12 protein-coding genes and 1 tRNA gene are annotated in these 14,127 nt (G+C 68.7%); 7 read left to right on the top strand and 6 right to left on the bottom strand.

Going from position 1 to position 14,127, the window contains the following annotated elements; genetic code table 11:
* Nucleotides 1-25 precede the first annotated feature (25 nt).
* Both dmpG and EDD30_RS16130 read right to left on the bottom strand, forming a co-directional pair.
* A complete protein-coding gene (dmpG, locus tag EDD30_RS16125; RefSeq protein WP_071803947.1) occupies nucleotides 26-1,039 on the bottom strand; it encodes a 4-hydroxy-2-oxovalerate aldolase in 1,014 nt (337 codons plus the stop codon).
* Nucleotides 1,036-1,953, bottom strand: coding sequence for an acetaldehyde dehydrogenase (acetylating) (locus tag EDD30_RS16130; RefSeq protein ID WP_123678315.1), 918 nt, complete (start codon nucleotides 1,951-1,953; stop codon nucleotides 1,036-1,038). The genes dmpG and EDD30_RS16130 overlap by 4 nt, the downstream gene beginning before the upstream one ends.
* Before the next feature lie 584 nt (nucleotides 1,954-2,537).
* Here EDD30_RS16130 and EDD30_RS16135 point away from each other — a divergent pair.
* Both EDD30_RS16135 and EDD30_RS16140 read left to right on the top strand, forming a co-directional pair.
* Entirely contained in the window at nucleotides 2,538-3,839 is a 1,302-nt protein-coding gene (locus EDD30_RS16135) for an MFS transporter (protein WP_084556213.1), read from the top strand.
* Between the two features lie 20 nt (nucleotides 3,840-3,859).
* Nucleotides 3,860-5,290 (top strand): hypothetical protein, encoded by a 1,431-nt coding sequence (locus EDD30_RS16140; RefSeq protein ID WP_071803944.1) that lies wholly within the window; start codon nucleotides 3,860-3,862, stop codon nucleotides 5,288-5,290.
* Between the two features lie 326 nt (nucleotides 5,291-5,616).
* Here EDD30_RS16140 and EDD30_RS16145 read toward each other — a convergent pair whose 3' ends face one another.
* From EDD30_RS16145 to aspS, 4 genes are all read right to left on the bottom strand, one after another.
* Nucleotides 5,617-5,940, bottom strand: coding sequence for an integrase core domain-containing protein (locus EDD30_RS16145; RefSeq protein ID WP_071803943.1), 324 nt, complete (start codon nucleotides 5,938-5,940; stop codon nucleotides 5,617-5,619).
* On the bottom strand, nucleotides 5,937-7,301 hold the full coding sequence (locus tag EDD30_RS16150) for an MFS transporter (RefSeq protein ID WP_071803942.1): 1,365 nt from the start codon (nucleotides 7,299-7,301) through the stop codon (nucleotides 5,937-5,939). Before EDD30_RS16150 ends, EDD30_RS16145 begins: the two co-directional genes overlap by 4 nt.
* An 870-nt stretch (nucleotides 7,302-8,171) precedes the next feature.
* On the bottom strand, nucleotides 8,172-8,867 hold the full coding sequence (locus EDD30_RS16155) for a hypothetical protein (RefSeq protein ID WP_071803941.1): 696 nt from the start codon (nucleotides 8,865-8,867) through the stop codon (nucleotides 8,172-8,174).
* Nucleotides 8,868-9,255: 388 nt separating this feature from the next.
* Nucleotides 9,256-10,563, bottom strand: coding sequence for an aspartate--tRNA(Asn) ligase (gene aspS / locus EDD30_RS16160; RefSeq protein WP_071803940.1), 1,308 nt, complete (start codon nucleotides 10,561-10,563; stop codon nucleotides 9,256-9,258).
* 386 nt (nucleotides 10,564-10,949) lie between these two features.
* Between aspS and cspE the strand changes: the two genes are divergently transcribed.
* From cspE to EDD30_RS39130, 5 genes are all read left to right on the top strand, one after another.
* A complete protein-coding gene (gene cspE, locus EDD30_RS16165) occupies nucleotides 10,950-11,153 on the top strand; it encodes a transcription antiterminator/RNA stability regulator CspE (RefSeq protein WP_071803939.1) in 204 nt (67 codons plus the stop codon).
* 334 nt (nucleotides 11,154-11,487) lie between these two features.
* Nucleotides 11,488-11,769 carry a hypothetical protein gene (locus tag EDD30_RS16170; protein WP_071803953.1) on the top strand — a complete coding sequence of 94 codons (282 nt, stop codon included), beginning with the start codon at nucleotides 11,488-11,490 and terminating at the stop codon, nucleotides 11,767-11,769.
* A 280-nt stretch (nucleotides 11,770-12,049) separates the two neighbouring features.
* Complete coding sequence (locus tag EDD30_RS16175) at nucleotides 12,050-12,655, top strand: hypothetical protein (RefSeq protein ID WP_071803938.1); 606 nt, start codon at nucleotides 12,050-12,052, stop codon at nucleotides 12,653-12,655.
* 272 nt (nucleotides 12,656-12,927) lie between these two features.
* Nucleotides 12,928-13,659, top strand: a complete 732-nt coding sequence (locus tag EDD30_RS16180; protein WP_071803937.1) for a DUF7873 family protein — start codon at nucleotides 12,928-12,930, stop codon at nucleotides 13,657-13,659.
* Nucleotides 13,660-13,684: 25 nt separating this feature from the next.
* Nucleotides 13,685-13,781: transfer RNA gene (locus EDD30_RS39130), tRNA-OTHER, on the top strand.
* The last annotated feature ends 346 nt before the right edge of the window (nucleotides 13,782-14,127 follow it).

The following is a 14,127-nucleotide window of genomic DNA, read 5'->3' on the forward strand; positions in this document are numbered from 1 at the left end:
GAAAAAAGGGGGCTCACGTACGGGGTCATCGGGTGGTCTGGCGGGCGCTCAGCTCCGCCACCACGTCCACGATCAGGTCCTCCTGACCGGCGATGGACTGCCGCCGGCCGAGTTCGAAGAACACGTCGCGGGGGTCGACGCCCGCGAGTGCCGACAGCTCGACGACCCGGTGCTTGAATCCGGAGAACACTCCCGCCAGCCCGCTGACGATGCTCATCGAGGCGGTGACCGGTGGTGCGGGCATGAGCTCCCGCTCGGCGAGGTCGGCGGCGTCGAGCAGCGCGTACAGGTCGATGCCCGTCGCGTACCCGTGGCGTTCCAGCACCGGCACCAGCACCTCGAGCTGGGTGTTGCCCGCCCCGGCGCCGAAGCCGCGGGCGCAGCCGTCGATGATCGAGGCTCCGGCGTCGACCGCGGCGACCGAGTTGGCCACGGCCATGCCGAGGTTGTTGTGCCCGTGGAAGATCACCGGGACGGTCCCGACCGCGTCGACCATGGCGGAGATCCGTGCGGTGACGTCCGAGGAAAGGAAGTGACCGGCGGAGTCCATGATGCCCACGCCCTGCGCGCCGAACCCGACGGCCTGCGCGGCGTGCTCGGCCAGCTCGGCCGGCGACGCCATGTGGCTCATCATCAGCACGCAATGCGCCTCGGCCCCGGCTTCGCGCAGGAAGCCCAGGTGCCGCTCCGCCAGTGACGACTCGGTGGCGTGCACACCGATGCGGACGACGTCCGCGCCGTGGTCGATCGCCTTGCGGAGGTCGCCGCAGGTGCCCCAGCCCGGCAGCATGAAGACGCCCATCCGGCTGTGCCGGAGCGACTCCCGGACCGTCGACAGCATCTCGTCGTCGCTCACCGCCGCCGACCCGACCTGGAACGACGACGCGCCCAGGCCGTTGCCGTGGCCGACCTCCACCACCGGAATCCGGGCCGTGTCCGCGGCCTCCGCATAACGGCGTAGAGCGTCCGCTCCGAGCTGGTGCTTGACCGCGTGCTGACCGTCCCGCAGCGTCGGGTCGTGAATCACCACGTTCCTCATCGGGCCGCCTCCCGACGGGTCCGGTGCAACGCGGCCGCGTGTTGCTCGGCCACCATGATGGCGGCGGAATTGATGATGTCCAGGTTCCCGGCGTACACCGGAAGCACGTCGCTGTTCGCCGTGACCTGCAGCGCGACCGTCACCCGGTCGCCGATCACCGTGCAACCGGTGATCTCGTACCCGGGGGCGAACGTGCGCATCTGCTCGGCCACCGGGTCGAGCACGGCCCGCACCACCGCGGCGTCGGCACCGTCGATCCGGGCGTGGACCGCCGTCCGGAACGTCGCCGGCGGTACCGCCGGGCTGATGTTGAGGATGGCCTTGACGTCGGAGACCCCGGAGAACGTCGTGACGGCGTGACCCGTGGTCGCCACGTACTCGTCGAGGTTCATCCTCGTGGCACGGCCCGCGACGGCACTCGCCACCGTGGAGACCACCTCGAAGTACGTCACGCGGAAGTTCGTCGCGAGCGCGTGCACGACGGGTACGGACGCCTGACCGCCGCAGCTGATCAGATTGACGTTGCGTCCGGTGCCCGCCTGGATCCCGGTGACGGTGGGCACCACCATCTGTCCGATGTTGCTGGGCGTCATGTCGACGACGACCGTGCCCAGCGGTTCCAGTAGGCGCCAGTGCTTACGGTGCGACGCCGCGCTCGTCGCGTCGAAAACGACGTCGAACGGGGATCCGGCGGCCAGCACCGCCTCGATCCCGCCGGCGGTGGTGGGGTAGCCGAGGTTCGCGGCGCGCCGCAGTCCCGCCGAATCCGGGTTGCGCCCGGCGACAAGCCGGCAGTCCAGCACCGACGAGCGATGAATCTTGCTGACCAGGTCCTGACCGATCGCGCCGGTGCCGATCACGGCGACGCGCACCGGGTCGACGGCGCCGGATCGAGATTCGGCCAGCTCCGTCATGAGACTCAACGCGTACCTCCGCCAAGGCGGAGTCGGCGGTCCCGCGGGCGCCCCGGGGCGCTGTGGCGGTTCCGGGCCGCCTGACTCGCGGCATCCGGCACACAGGTTGTCATGAACGTCGTCCTCACCAAGTCGATGTCGGTGGTGCCGGAGTGGCACCCCCTGCGGGCACGGGTATTCCGGCGCCTGGGCAGGGCGACCGGACGTCCGTTGCCGCCGCATCCGTCCGATACGGACCGCTGGTCCCCCCGTCCCGGTCCGCACCATATCGAGCGTCGTCAAGTACTGCGCCCCCCGCCCGGATGGGTCACAGTAGCCATACGGCCAGCGGAGCACCGCTTAATTTGAATGGGTCTATTCTTACGGGGATGTCCGATTCGGACCATCTAGCGCCCGAAGCTCCCGGCGTGCGGGCCGCCCAGGTGCCCCCACCGGGAGTCGCTTGATCGACTATCCTTGGGCACCCCGGGCGCCGGACGCGTACGGGTCCGCCCGCGGTGGCGGATGACCGGTCCGCCTCCGCCGACGGAGCGCCGCACAATCGGGAGCAGAGTGGAACGTCGACCGCGACCTGCCCGGGCGTCATGAGCACGAGCTCGTCCACCGGTACGGCGTCACCGGGCCGGCTGAAGCGCTTCTCCGGCGGCCGAACCAAGCAGCGGCCGCAGCTGGGGCGCGACTTCAACCGGCTGTGGTGGGCCATGGCCGTGTCCGCGATCGGCGACGGCGCCACGATCGCCGCGGCGCCCCTGCTGGCCACCCGGCTGACCGACGATCCGCGCCTGATCGGCGCCGCCTCGGTCGCCGTGACCGTGCCGTTCGTGCTGTTCGGCATCCCCATGGGACTGCTAATCGACCGCGTCGACATCCGCGCGACCATGGTGCGGGTCGACCTGGCCCGGGCCGTCATCCTCGCCGTGCTCGCCGTGGGCATCCTCGGCGGCTGGGGCGGGCTGCCGCTGCTGTACACGTGCATGTTCCTGCTCGGCGTCGGCGAGGTCTTCTCCCGCAACGCCGCCCAGACCTTCCTGCCCTTCATCGCCCCTAAGTCCGGGCTCACCACCGCCAACGCCCGGGTCATGGCGGTGGAGGAGGCGGGCACCGGCTTCGTCGGCCCGCTCGTCGGCGCGGTTCTGTTCGGTGTGGCGGTCGCCCTGCCGTTCGGCCTGGACGCGGCCACCTTCCTGGTCTCCGCCGTACTGATCAGCCGCATCCGCCGCAGCCGGCCGCCCGGTGCCCGGCCGGACCGCACCGGCATGCTGTCGGAGATGATGGCCGGCGCCAAATGGCTGTGGCGCCATCACCTCCTGCGCACCCTCGCCTTGCTGTCCTGCCTGATCAACCTAGCCGGGAACGCGATGCTCGCCGTCCTCGTCGTGCACACCGTCAAGGTGCTGCACCTCAGTCCCTTCGGCTACGGCGTCCTGCTCTCCTGCCAGGCCGCGGGCGCGGTCCTGGCATCCCGGTTCGCGCCGCGGCTGATCGACCGCCTCGGCCGGGAAGGCGCGCTGGTCGCCACCGTCGCCCTGATCGCCACGAGCGAGGCCGTGCTGGCCACGGTGCCGTCGGCGTACGCGGCCGGCGCGGCCCTCGCGCTGTTCGCCTGTGGCACCGTGACGTGGAACGTCGTCGCCGTGGTGCTGCGGCAGACCCTGGTGCCCGAGCACCTGCTCGGGCGGGCCAACAGCGTGTACCGTCTCATCGCCTGGGGAGGGCTGCCCATCGGTGCGGCGGCGGGCGGCATCGTCGCGGCCGAAGCGGGGACCGCCGCCGTGTTCGGCGCTGGCGCCGCCGTCATGGCGGTCATCGCGCTGGGGCTCCTCGAGGGCGCCCGCCGCCGGTGGATCACCCGTGCCGTGCAGGAGACGACCCCGCCATGCGACTGACGGGTCCGGAGAGGACAGCCATGACCACCACGAGCCCGTCCGAGCTGCACAGGTCGGCGATGAGCGGCGCGTACCTCGACCACCTGGCCGGGGAGGCGGCGGCGGGGCTTCCGACGGCAGCGGCCCTGGAGTCCGCTCAGCTCGGGCTGACGTACCGTGACCGGTTTCTGAACGGCCCGGCCTTCCTCGGCGAGACCGAGCGCCGAGCCGTCGTGCAGGACCTGCGCGCGCTGTACGGCATGCTGCGCTCCCTGCCCGAGCGGGTGTTCGGCGGTAGCCTCACGGCACTGGCCCAGGCGGTCGGCATGGACCCGCGGCAGACGGCGCTGATCACGCGGAGCGCCCGCTCCGGGGTGCTGCGTCCGCTCGGCCGCGCCGACCTCTACCACGACGGTACGGCGTTCAAGCTGCTCGAGCTCAACGTCACCAGCGCGCTCGGCGGCGCAGACAACGCCGACATTAACCGTGCGATGCTGAGGTATCCACCCCTCGACGCGTTCGTGCGCGGGCACCAACTCCGGTACCGGGACACGCTCGACTGCGTGGTCCGGACGATGTACGCCGAGTGCGCGGCGGTGATCCCCGCCGACCGGCCGCCCGTCGTCGCGGTGGTCGACACCGTGGAGAACTTCGCGGTGGTGGGACCCATCCTGCGGATGCTCGCCGGAAAGCTGGCCGACTACGACGTCGACGGGATCGCCTGCGATCTGGGTCAGCTGACGTACCCGGACGGCCGCCCCACCGTCGACGGCCGGGCCATCGACGTCGTCTTCCGCTACTTCCTGGTCGAGGACTTGAGCGACGCCGTGGCGGAGGCCCATCTGGAGCCGCTGCTGACCGCGGTCGAACAGAACAAGGTCGGCCTGTTCAGCCGGCTGGACGCCGAGCTCTACGGCAACAAGGGCACCTTGGCCGTGCTCTCCGACGACCGCCACCGCGACCTGTTCGACGCGGCCGAACTGTCGTGCATCGACCGACTGCTGCCGTGGACACGGTACGTGCGGGCACACACTACAGACCTCGGCGGCAGCCGGGTCGACCTACTCGCGTACGCCTTGGCCCACCAGACCGAGCTCGTCCTGAAGCCGACGCTGCTGCACGGTGGCAGCGGTGTCGTCCCCGGATGGACGGTGAACGCCGCCGAATGGGAGAACCGCCTCATCTCGGCGATGGAGGGCCCGTTTGTGGTCCAGCACCGTGTCCGCCCCGCCGCCGACCCGTTCCCCGACGGTGCAGGGGGCTCTCGGGATCTCTTCCTCAACTGGGGAATTTACCTGGGCGACCACGACGTCATCGGAGACGACGGTTACGCCGGAGGGCTGGTCCGCGGTAGCGCCGATCCCGCCGCCGGAGTGGTAAGTCTGGCCACCGGCGCGGAGTTCGGCTGCGTCTTCCACGACGGCGGCCCACCACCGATTCCGGCTTCGTGGCCGCCGACACCGCGACTGTAGTCCGCGACGGCCTAACCGTGATCGCTGGCCTGCCCTGGTTCAGCGTCGGACTGTCGTCGCTACAGTAGCCAAGGCTCCACCGCGAAAACCGAGCCATACCTGGCCCTGGGGAGCGTCTGGAGGAACAACAAGTACCTCGTGCGAAACCCGGCCATGGCTCACACCTTGATCCTAGGTAGTACGAGACCACCGTCGGCCTCCACGATCCCAACGTCGAACGAGGGCATCGCTACGGCACGGTCTCTGACTAGGAGGTCTCCAGTGCGCGTGTTCGCGTGGAGTGTGGTTTACCACGGCTGACTGGAGCCCGTTTGGTGGTCCACCGGCTACGAGAGTGCTGGTTGCCGGTTGGTGATCCATCGGCTGTGGAGGGCGTCGGGGGTGAGCCAGTCCAGGGAGCCGTGGGGTCGGTAGGTGTTGTACTCGATGCGCCAGTCTTCCGCCAGGACCTGGGCTTCGAGCAGAGTGTTGAACTGTTCGCAGGTGAGGAACTCGTCGCGGAATCGGCCGTTGAGATTCGCAGATTCCGTTCTGCCACGTCGACCCGGGGTCGCAGCAGGGAACCGGTGAGCACCGACGTCCTGGCGCGAAGCCGATTTCCGGCTGTCGGCGCTTTCCGAAACGGTAGCGACGCTCCTGGCCCGAATCACCGGACCGGGTCTGGGGTGTGGTCTGTCACCGACTGGTCGGTGCCGGCGAGCGGGGACAGACCGGTGGAGACGCCCTCCTCATGGTCGGAATGGGAGACGCGGGCGTCGGCCAGTACCCCGGCGGGGACGTGCGTCTCGAGGAACCGTCGCGCCAGCCGGGTCGACGGGTGTATCGCGATGGTGGCCACCACGATGATGCCGGCGATCACCAACCAGCCGGTGGCACCCCAGTTCATCGCGAGGAAGGTGTACACCGCCGGCGCCCATACCTTGCCGAGAGTGCCACTCATTTCGGCTGCCCCCTGGTAGGCGCCCCGCTGACGGGGGTCCATCAGTTCAGCCTCGAACGTCCAGTTGGCCGCCGAGAGGTAGAGCTCGGCCCCGGTCACGGTCACATGCCCCAACCAGACCAGGGCGATCGTGACCCAGCCGACGGTGTCGTGGGTCGCCAGCGTGATCAGGCAGGAGATCACGAAGAAGGTCGACGACACCCGGACCGCCCGCAGCGCGGTGGATATGCCGTTGACTCCCCGTGCCGCTGCCATCGGCAGGAAGATGCACATCACCGTGTTGGTGCCGAACAGCAAGGCCAGCAGCACCCGTGGGGCGTCCGTCTGCTCGACCAGCCACAGCGGGATCACGACGTTGAGCAGCACCTGGTTGGTCCAGAACACTCCGGCGAAGAAGGTCGTCAGCAGCCAGCCGGGGTTGCGCAACGGTCCCGGGCCGGGGACCTTCACCTTGCGGTCCACCGGGGTGCGGTTGTCGTGCGCGGCCCGCGGCAGCCGGCTGATGGCGGTGGCGTTGACCAGGAAGACCACGGCGGTGAACCAGGGCAGCGCGTGCAGGACGTCGTTGGAGTGGAATGCCAAGGCGACGCCCCCGATGAGAGAGCCGAGGGTGAAGCCGAGGTTCAGGGCCGAGTACATGTAGGCCCGGGACTTCACCCGCTCCTCGGGCGGCAGGGCGTCGATCGTGTACGCGCCGTACGCGGCGCTGCCGAGGGCACCGATGACCTCCATCCCGACGGCCATGGCGACGTAGCCGTGGAAACCGGTGATGAAGGGCCACACCGCGAACATCGCCGCCTGCCCGGTCGCGCTGAGCGCCCACATCCTCTTCGGCCCGAAGCGGTCGACCAGCTTGCCCATGGGCAACGCCGCCAGGAACGCGGCGATCCCGGCGCAGGTCAGGCCGAGACCGACCTGGGCGGCGGACAGCCCGACGATCTGGGTGAAGAAGACCGCCGAGCCGGTCATGAAGGTACCTTCGCCGAGGGCGAAGAGCAGCGACTGGGCGGACAACCGTCCGGCCAGCGGTGACGGGGGACGCACTTGACGGAGGACGGCGTCGAAGATCACCCGGGAAGTCTCCGGGCCCCGAAGACGAATGTCACGCCATTATGTGGCGTACCACAGCACCTGACATAGCCGCGATCCGCGCTCCCGGCGGGCCGCGATCGGTCCGTCGCTGCGCTGCGACCGTACTCGCTAGGCTCAGGGCTGTAGTCGATCACAGCGGTGTTGCGACGACCGCTGGAACTCGGGCCGCCCGACCGGGGTCACTGGCGATCGCCGGCATCAGGCCCGGCTTGGTCGCAGCGAAGGGGCTCTTCCCGAGCAGGGTGAGGCTGTCGCCGTCGAAGCGGAAACCTCCGGTCGGTCCGAGTGGGTCACAGCGAAGCCCCGGCGGCGAGCGTCCTGGGGAGTCGGCCGGTTCCGCCGGGGCTGCTGGAGGTTTACGCAGACAGTCGGCGCCCGTGCGCGTCGGTGCGCGGGTCGGTCTCGCTGCTGCGGCCCCATCGTGCTCACGATCGAAGCTGGCACGCGCGCCGCCCGGCCCTCGAGGTCGCGTCCCTGGCGGGTCACGCTCACCCACACCGAGCGCTCGTCCCGCGGGCTCCGCTCGCGGCGCACCAGCCCCGACGTCTCGTGTTCAGCAACGGCGACAGCGTGCCGTAGGCCAAGCCGAATCCGCCCTACACTACGCGGACCTCCGCCCGTGCCTCCACGCTCGGCAACGCGATCCCGAACGGTCGGACCAACGCCGCCGTCGCGATCAGCCGTATCCGCTTTGGCGAGAAACTCCGCGGCTGCTGCGAAGACGCCCGCGCTGCTCACGACCGGGCCGTGGCCCGGCGCGTCGGCGCGCGCCGGACGGGGACGAGGGCAGCCGCCGCGAGCCGGCCCGCTCCGCCCCCGGGGCGCCGGCCTGTCAATCCCTGGAAGCGTTCAGTCGGCGGCCGGTGCTGTCGTCGTGCTGTTCTTGCGCATACGCTGGATCCATCCTTGCGCGGTGTGCCGGGGTACGCCGTAGTGCTCGGCGATCGCGGTCGCTGATCCGGCCTGTTTGTACACCGCGGCGAGGTCGTCGGGGGTACGCCGGTACACGCGGCCCTTGCCTGCGCTCGCCGCGGCGGCAGCGGTCTTCCTCGCCGGGACCGACTTGGCGACCTTCTTGCGCCCGGCGGGGGTCTTGGCCTTGGCTGGTACAGCCGTTTCTGCCGTCGGGGTGGCGGAGGCGGCCGGGGTCGCCGACCGGCGCGCACGGGCCCGCTGGGCAGGGGCCGGTGCCGGTTTCGCGGCGCGGCGGCGCTTGGTCGGGGCGGCGGCCGACGTGTCCTGTACGGAGGCGTCGACCGGCGTCGGGTGCGCCTCGACTTCCCGAACGGGGCCGGGCGCCTCGAAGGCGGCAGCGCGATGGTTGGTCCGTTCCGCCTCGATCGGCTTCGCCGCATCGGCCGTCGGGTTGACCGCCTGCAGCAGTAGACCCACGTCCACCGAGGGCATCCGCCCGCCCACCAGGCCGGCGTCGGCATGTAGGTGCACGTCGGTGATCCGTACCTCGGTGCCTGAGGTGTCCACGATCAGGGTGGTGGTGGTTCCGCTGTCGTCGTTCGGTGCGATGGTGATGGTGTACGAGGGCATGAGGGTGTCCTTTGACAGTGATGGTCAAGAGCCATCGGGTCACGCCAGAAAAGCGACGCTCAGGAGCCCCGCACTGGGCGCCTTCGGAAATGACCTCCAGATGACGAGCGCAATGTACCGCAGCGTGACGGCAGCGCGAGACGTCCCTCGATGAACACTGTCCGAGTCGCCAATGGATCCACCAGGATCGGCGCGGGTGACGGCGTCTCCCCATGAACACCGTTGCCGGGGCCGGGCTCCAGATCGATCATTGCCCACCCTTTCCGGGTGCCCCGCCGTCGCCTTCGGGCCAAGAGCCGGCACCCGCAGGCCCGGCCGGGCCTGAGCCGTTGCGTTGCGGCGCCCGGGACGGGCGGCCACGCAGGCCGTCCCGGGCGCCGGCACGGCATCAGGGCGTGAGGCGGTTGGGGCCTCGGAACAGGAACATCGCGTCCCGGATGCTCTCCAGCCCGAGCAGCACCATCAGGATCCGGTTGACACCGGCGCCGAAGCCGCCGTGCGGCGGGGTGCCGAACCGGAAACAGTCGGTGTACGAGGTGAGCGGCTCGAGCCCCAGCCCCTTCTCCTCTGCCTGCTTGAGCAACACGTCGTGCCGGTGCTCACGCTGAGCGCCGGTGGTGATCTCCAGCCCCTTCCAGAGCAGGTCGAAGCTGGCCGTGACGTCCGGGTTGTGCTCCGGGCGCAGGTGATAGAACGGGCGCACCGAGATCGGGAACTCGGTGATGAAGACGAACTCGCTGCCGTGCTCCTCGGCGGCGATCCTCGAGATCATCCGCTCGCCCTCGGGATCCAGGTCCTCCTTGACCCCTTCCGGGTCCCACCCACGGGCCCGGAGCAGGCTGATCGCCTCGGCCATGGTGTACCGGGGGAACGCGACGTCCGGCACGGTGACCTCGACACCGAAGATCTCTCGGATGGCCTCGCCGTGCCGTTCCTCGATGCGGCGCAACGCGTGGGCGAGCATCCGCTCCTCGAAGCGCATCACGTCCTCGACGTCTTCGATCCAGGCGATCTCGACGTCCAGGCCGGTGAATTCGGTGGAGTGCCGGGAGGTGAAGGACGGCTCGGCGCGGAACACCGGGCCGATCTCGAACACCTTGTCGATGCCGCCGGCGATCGCCATCTGCTTGTAGAACTGCGGCGACTGCGCGAGGTAGGCGGTGCGGTCGAAGTACTTCACCGCGAACACCTCGGAGCCGGACTCGGACGCTGTTCCCATCAGTTTGGGGGTGTGCATCTCGGTACAGCCCTCGGCGTACGCGAACTCGCGCAGCGCCTCCTCCAGCGTGGTCTGCACAGCGAAGGTGAGCTGGCGCTCGGGCTGGCGCACGTCCAGGAACCGCCAGTCGAGGCGCTGGTCGATGCCGGTCTGCCTGTCGATCGGCATCGCGTCGGCCCGGGAGACCACCTCTACCGCGGTGGGCTGGATCTCCAGGCCGCCGAGCTTGACGTTGGGGGCCGAGATCACCACTCCGGTGATCTTGACGGCGGATTCCGGGGTCATCCCGTGCTCGATCAGTTGCTCCAGCTCACCGGCCTCGTCGGTGCGCTTGTTCGTGATCTGTACCAGTCCGGTGTGATCCCGCACGATCACGAACTGGAGCTTGCGCTGCAACCGCAGGGCGTTCACCCAGCCGTAGACGGTCACCTCCTCACCGACGGCTGCGGCGAGATCACGGATCAACGTCCTGGGCATCACAGGTCCCTCAAATCTTCAGCATGTACTCGAAAGCGGCTGGACAGGAGTTTAAGTGCCCTTCCGTTCCCATCGATGGTGACGCCACCCCCGCTGCGCCCGGGCGTGATCGGCGTCGTATCGCCGTCCTCACCAGGCATGAGCCTCCTCACCGCGGCGTGCCTCGAACGCATCGAGCAGATCCCGGGTGGGGACGGACGGCGAACTACGTGCTATGTTGGTCGAGTTGCAGTTTTGATTTCCGTAGACGTTTTCGGCGCCTGATGGGTTATCTGAACCCATCCAGGCGCTTTTTCGTTTGTACGTGTCGGTTCCGACGCGGGTGATCAACGCGGCGGCGCAAGGGTCCGCACAGTGCGGCTCCGACAGCCTGCGAAGGAGCAGACATGACTACAGGCACCGTGAAGTGGTTCAACGCCGACAAGGGCTTCGGCTTCATCACCCCGGACGACGGCGGCGCCGACGTCTTCGCCCACTTCTCGGCGATCTCGACGAGCGGCTTCCGCAGCCTCGATGAGAACCAGAAGGTGGAGTTCGACGTCACCCAGGGCCAGAAGGGCCCGCAGGCGGAGAACATCCGCCCGCTCTGATCCACCTCTGCGAACGGCGGGCCGACTGGTTCAGCGGGCCCGCCGTTCGGCGTTTCATGATTCACCACGGCATCGTGAAGATCGCCTGATCGCAAGCTTGTTGGGAGCCTGCCCGGCAACGCTCCCGAATCCTCGCCTCTGGATCGCTTCACCTGATGACAGGGGTGCTCCGGACCTGCGGCATTATTCTGTCCTCATCGGTAAAGGCCGGATCTCGCGTCGTCGCAGGTCTGATGGTGAGCTTGTACGGTCGCGGTCCGGGTGAAACACATCGTGGGCGGACTCCGATGCCTCGTCCTCCTGATGATGGTCAGACACCCTGAAGGACATGACTATGACGACAACCTACTCGGGCCCCGCGAGACTGATCCTGGTCGACGGCGCATGCATATCCGGCATGGCTTCGCTCAGTACCAACCAGCGCGGAGGACTCAGCGGCTGGGGCGGCACCTTCCGTCCGGACGAGGTCACGACGGACCTGCGCAACGCAGTCGATGGGCTGCAATTGGAGCTGCCTTACGATCAGGTGGGGACAGTCGCCGTGACCGGCATGCGCAAGCTGCTCGCCACGCAGGTGTTGGTGTCGTTGGCAGGTCGCGGACCCGCACCCTTCTGATGGTGCGCCGCACGGCCACCGCTACATCGCCGTAGCAAGACCATCACTCTGCTCCGACGAGCGACGAGAGCACCTCGCCGGGGAAGCTCGAACGATCGCGACCAGGTCGCTGATCTCTCGCAGGTCGACGTCGGGCGGAAGTAGCGCCGGACGGCGACGGTGAATGCGACCCTGGTCAGACGCGTGATGTCGTCCGTGCCTGCCGCTTGCAGGATCGCCAACAGGCGTCTCCGTCATGATCCGGCCGCCGCGGCAAGACGGTGAATGACACGATGGGCCGATGCTGTGGCCGGTCATGCTCCTCAACGGTTGTTGTCCCCCTGACACCATCTGGGCTCTGGGCGAGCGGGTGGAGACCCGCCTGAGCTGGCTCGAGGACCCGGACCTCCCCGCCGACCTGGTGCTGCACCAGGTCACCGTGCGAGCCGGCACGTGGCTCAACGCCAACGGACAGCCCTGGGCGCAAATGATCGAGGCCGGTGACCTGCGTGCGCTCCGGCAAGGCGACCACCGGAGCGGCGACCTCGTGCTCGACGGCTGCCTGATCGTCGACGCCTACCCGGCGCTCACCGGCTACCTACCCCTCACCGCCGGAGTCGTGCGCCGGGTCCGGCTCATCCAGGACCTGCACGAGCAAGGCACCGACGACTGGGTCCGCCGGCCCGGAGGCGTGCGCCTGATCGACGTCCCCGACGCCGGTCCTGACCGCTTCCGCGACGACCCGGATCTTTCCGAACCGACACCCCCCGACTGGGAACCCGACCCGGACACCATGCGGATCTTCAGCCCCGAGCAGTACTACGCACTGGCCCGGGACCGGCTGCCCGCAGAGCAGTGGCAGGCCCGCGGCTTCCTCATCGACCTGGACGTCGCCGATCCCGCCTGAGCCCCACGAAACGGCTCTCGGCGGCTCCGCCGCTCAGCTTGCCGTTCAACCCACGGCCGACGGTGCGTCCCTTCCGGTCGAGGCCTGCAGGCCTCGACCGGGACCTCGGTCAAGCTGCCGGGGCGGGTGCCACCTTGGAAGGGTTTGTGGATCAGCATCAGCGCGACGGCCGACACCAGGTACGTGACCACATCGGAGAAAAGAGGACCGCCGAAAAGGAGTCGGATTCCTTGATCCATGGTGTTACCGTTCCACCGCTGAAAGGGGACACCGTGCCGAAGCTGAATCAGATCATCGCCGTGGAGAAGGGCGTCAAGAGCAAGGCGTTCGCCGAGTTGAGCGACGCCCACCACGCCGTGCAGAAGACCGGACCCCTCGCCGGCATCTCCCGTACGTATCAGCCGAAGGACGAGGAGGGCGAACAGATGCCCGCCGAGTCGACGCGAGTGCAGATCAAGGCCGAGGACATCCTGCGCGACATCTCCGGCACGCTGACCCGGCTCTTCGACGTCACCGCGACCAAGGACTGGACGAACTGCGTGGCGCGCGCCGACGTGGTGGTCGACGGTCGTACCATCGCCGCCCAGGTGCCGGTGACGTACCTGCTGTTCATGGAGAAGCAGCTCGTCGACCTGCACACCTTCGTGAAGAAGCTGCCGGTGCTCGACGCGGCCGAGTCCTGGCTCCGCGACGACTCCACCGATAGCTGGCGTACGGAGCCGGTGCGGACCAACCGCACCAAGAAGGTGCCGCGCAACCACGTCAAGGCCGAGGCCACCGAGAAGCACCCCGCCCAGGTCGAGGTGTACTACGAGGACATCACCGTCGGCTACTGGACGACCGTGAAGTTCTCCGGCGCACTGCCGGCCAAGCGGGTGAACGAGATTCTCGACCGGGTATCGGCGCTGCAGACCGCGGTGAAGTTCGCGCGCGAGGAGGCCAACAACGTCGAGGCCACCGACCAGCGGGTCGGCGCTGCCGTCTTCGACTACCTGTTCAGGTAGTCGTCACCGATTCCCCCGTGGGAGCGCGGGGGTGCGCCGGGAGTCCGGTGCAAAGCTGACAGCTGAGGCTGAAACTGAATCCACCGGTGACAGTGCGGGTTCGAGTCCCGCCCCCTGCACCACCACGCAGGGGTAGCCCAACTGGTAGAGGCAGCCGGCATGAAACTCAGATTCTCGCTCCAATGTCAGCATTCACCACCGATCACCAGATCGACCGAGCGGGACAAGGACAGCGGATGCCGGTTCAACTCCGGCCCGCCGCGCTTCGAGCGGCGGTAGTTTAAAGGCAAAACCCGATGTCATCAGAATGATCCACGCTCTTAAACGTGCTGGTGTGTGCAAGTCGGTGGTACAGCGAAGCCCGGGGATTGGCCATTTCCCCGGGCTTCACCATTTCTGCAGGCATTGCCCTGGGCCGCGCTCGACGCACAACTCGTCACCGACCGACCGACCGACCGCCGCCGCCGG

The sequence above is a fragment of the Couchioplanes caeruleus genome (genome assembly GCF_003751945.1).
GTDB lineage: Bacteria > Actinomycetota > Actinomycetes > Mycobacteriales > Micromonosporaceae > Actinoplanes > Actinoplanes caeruleus.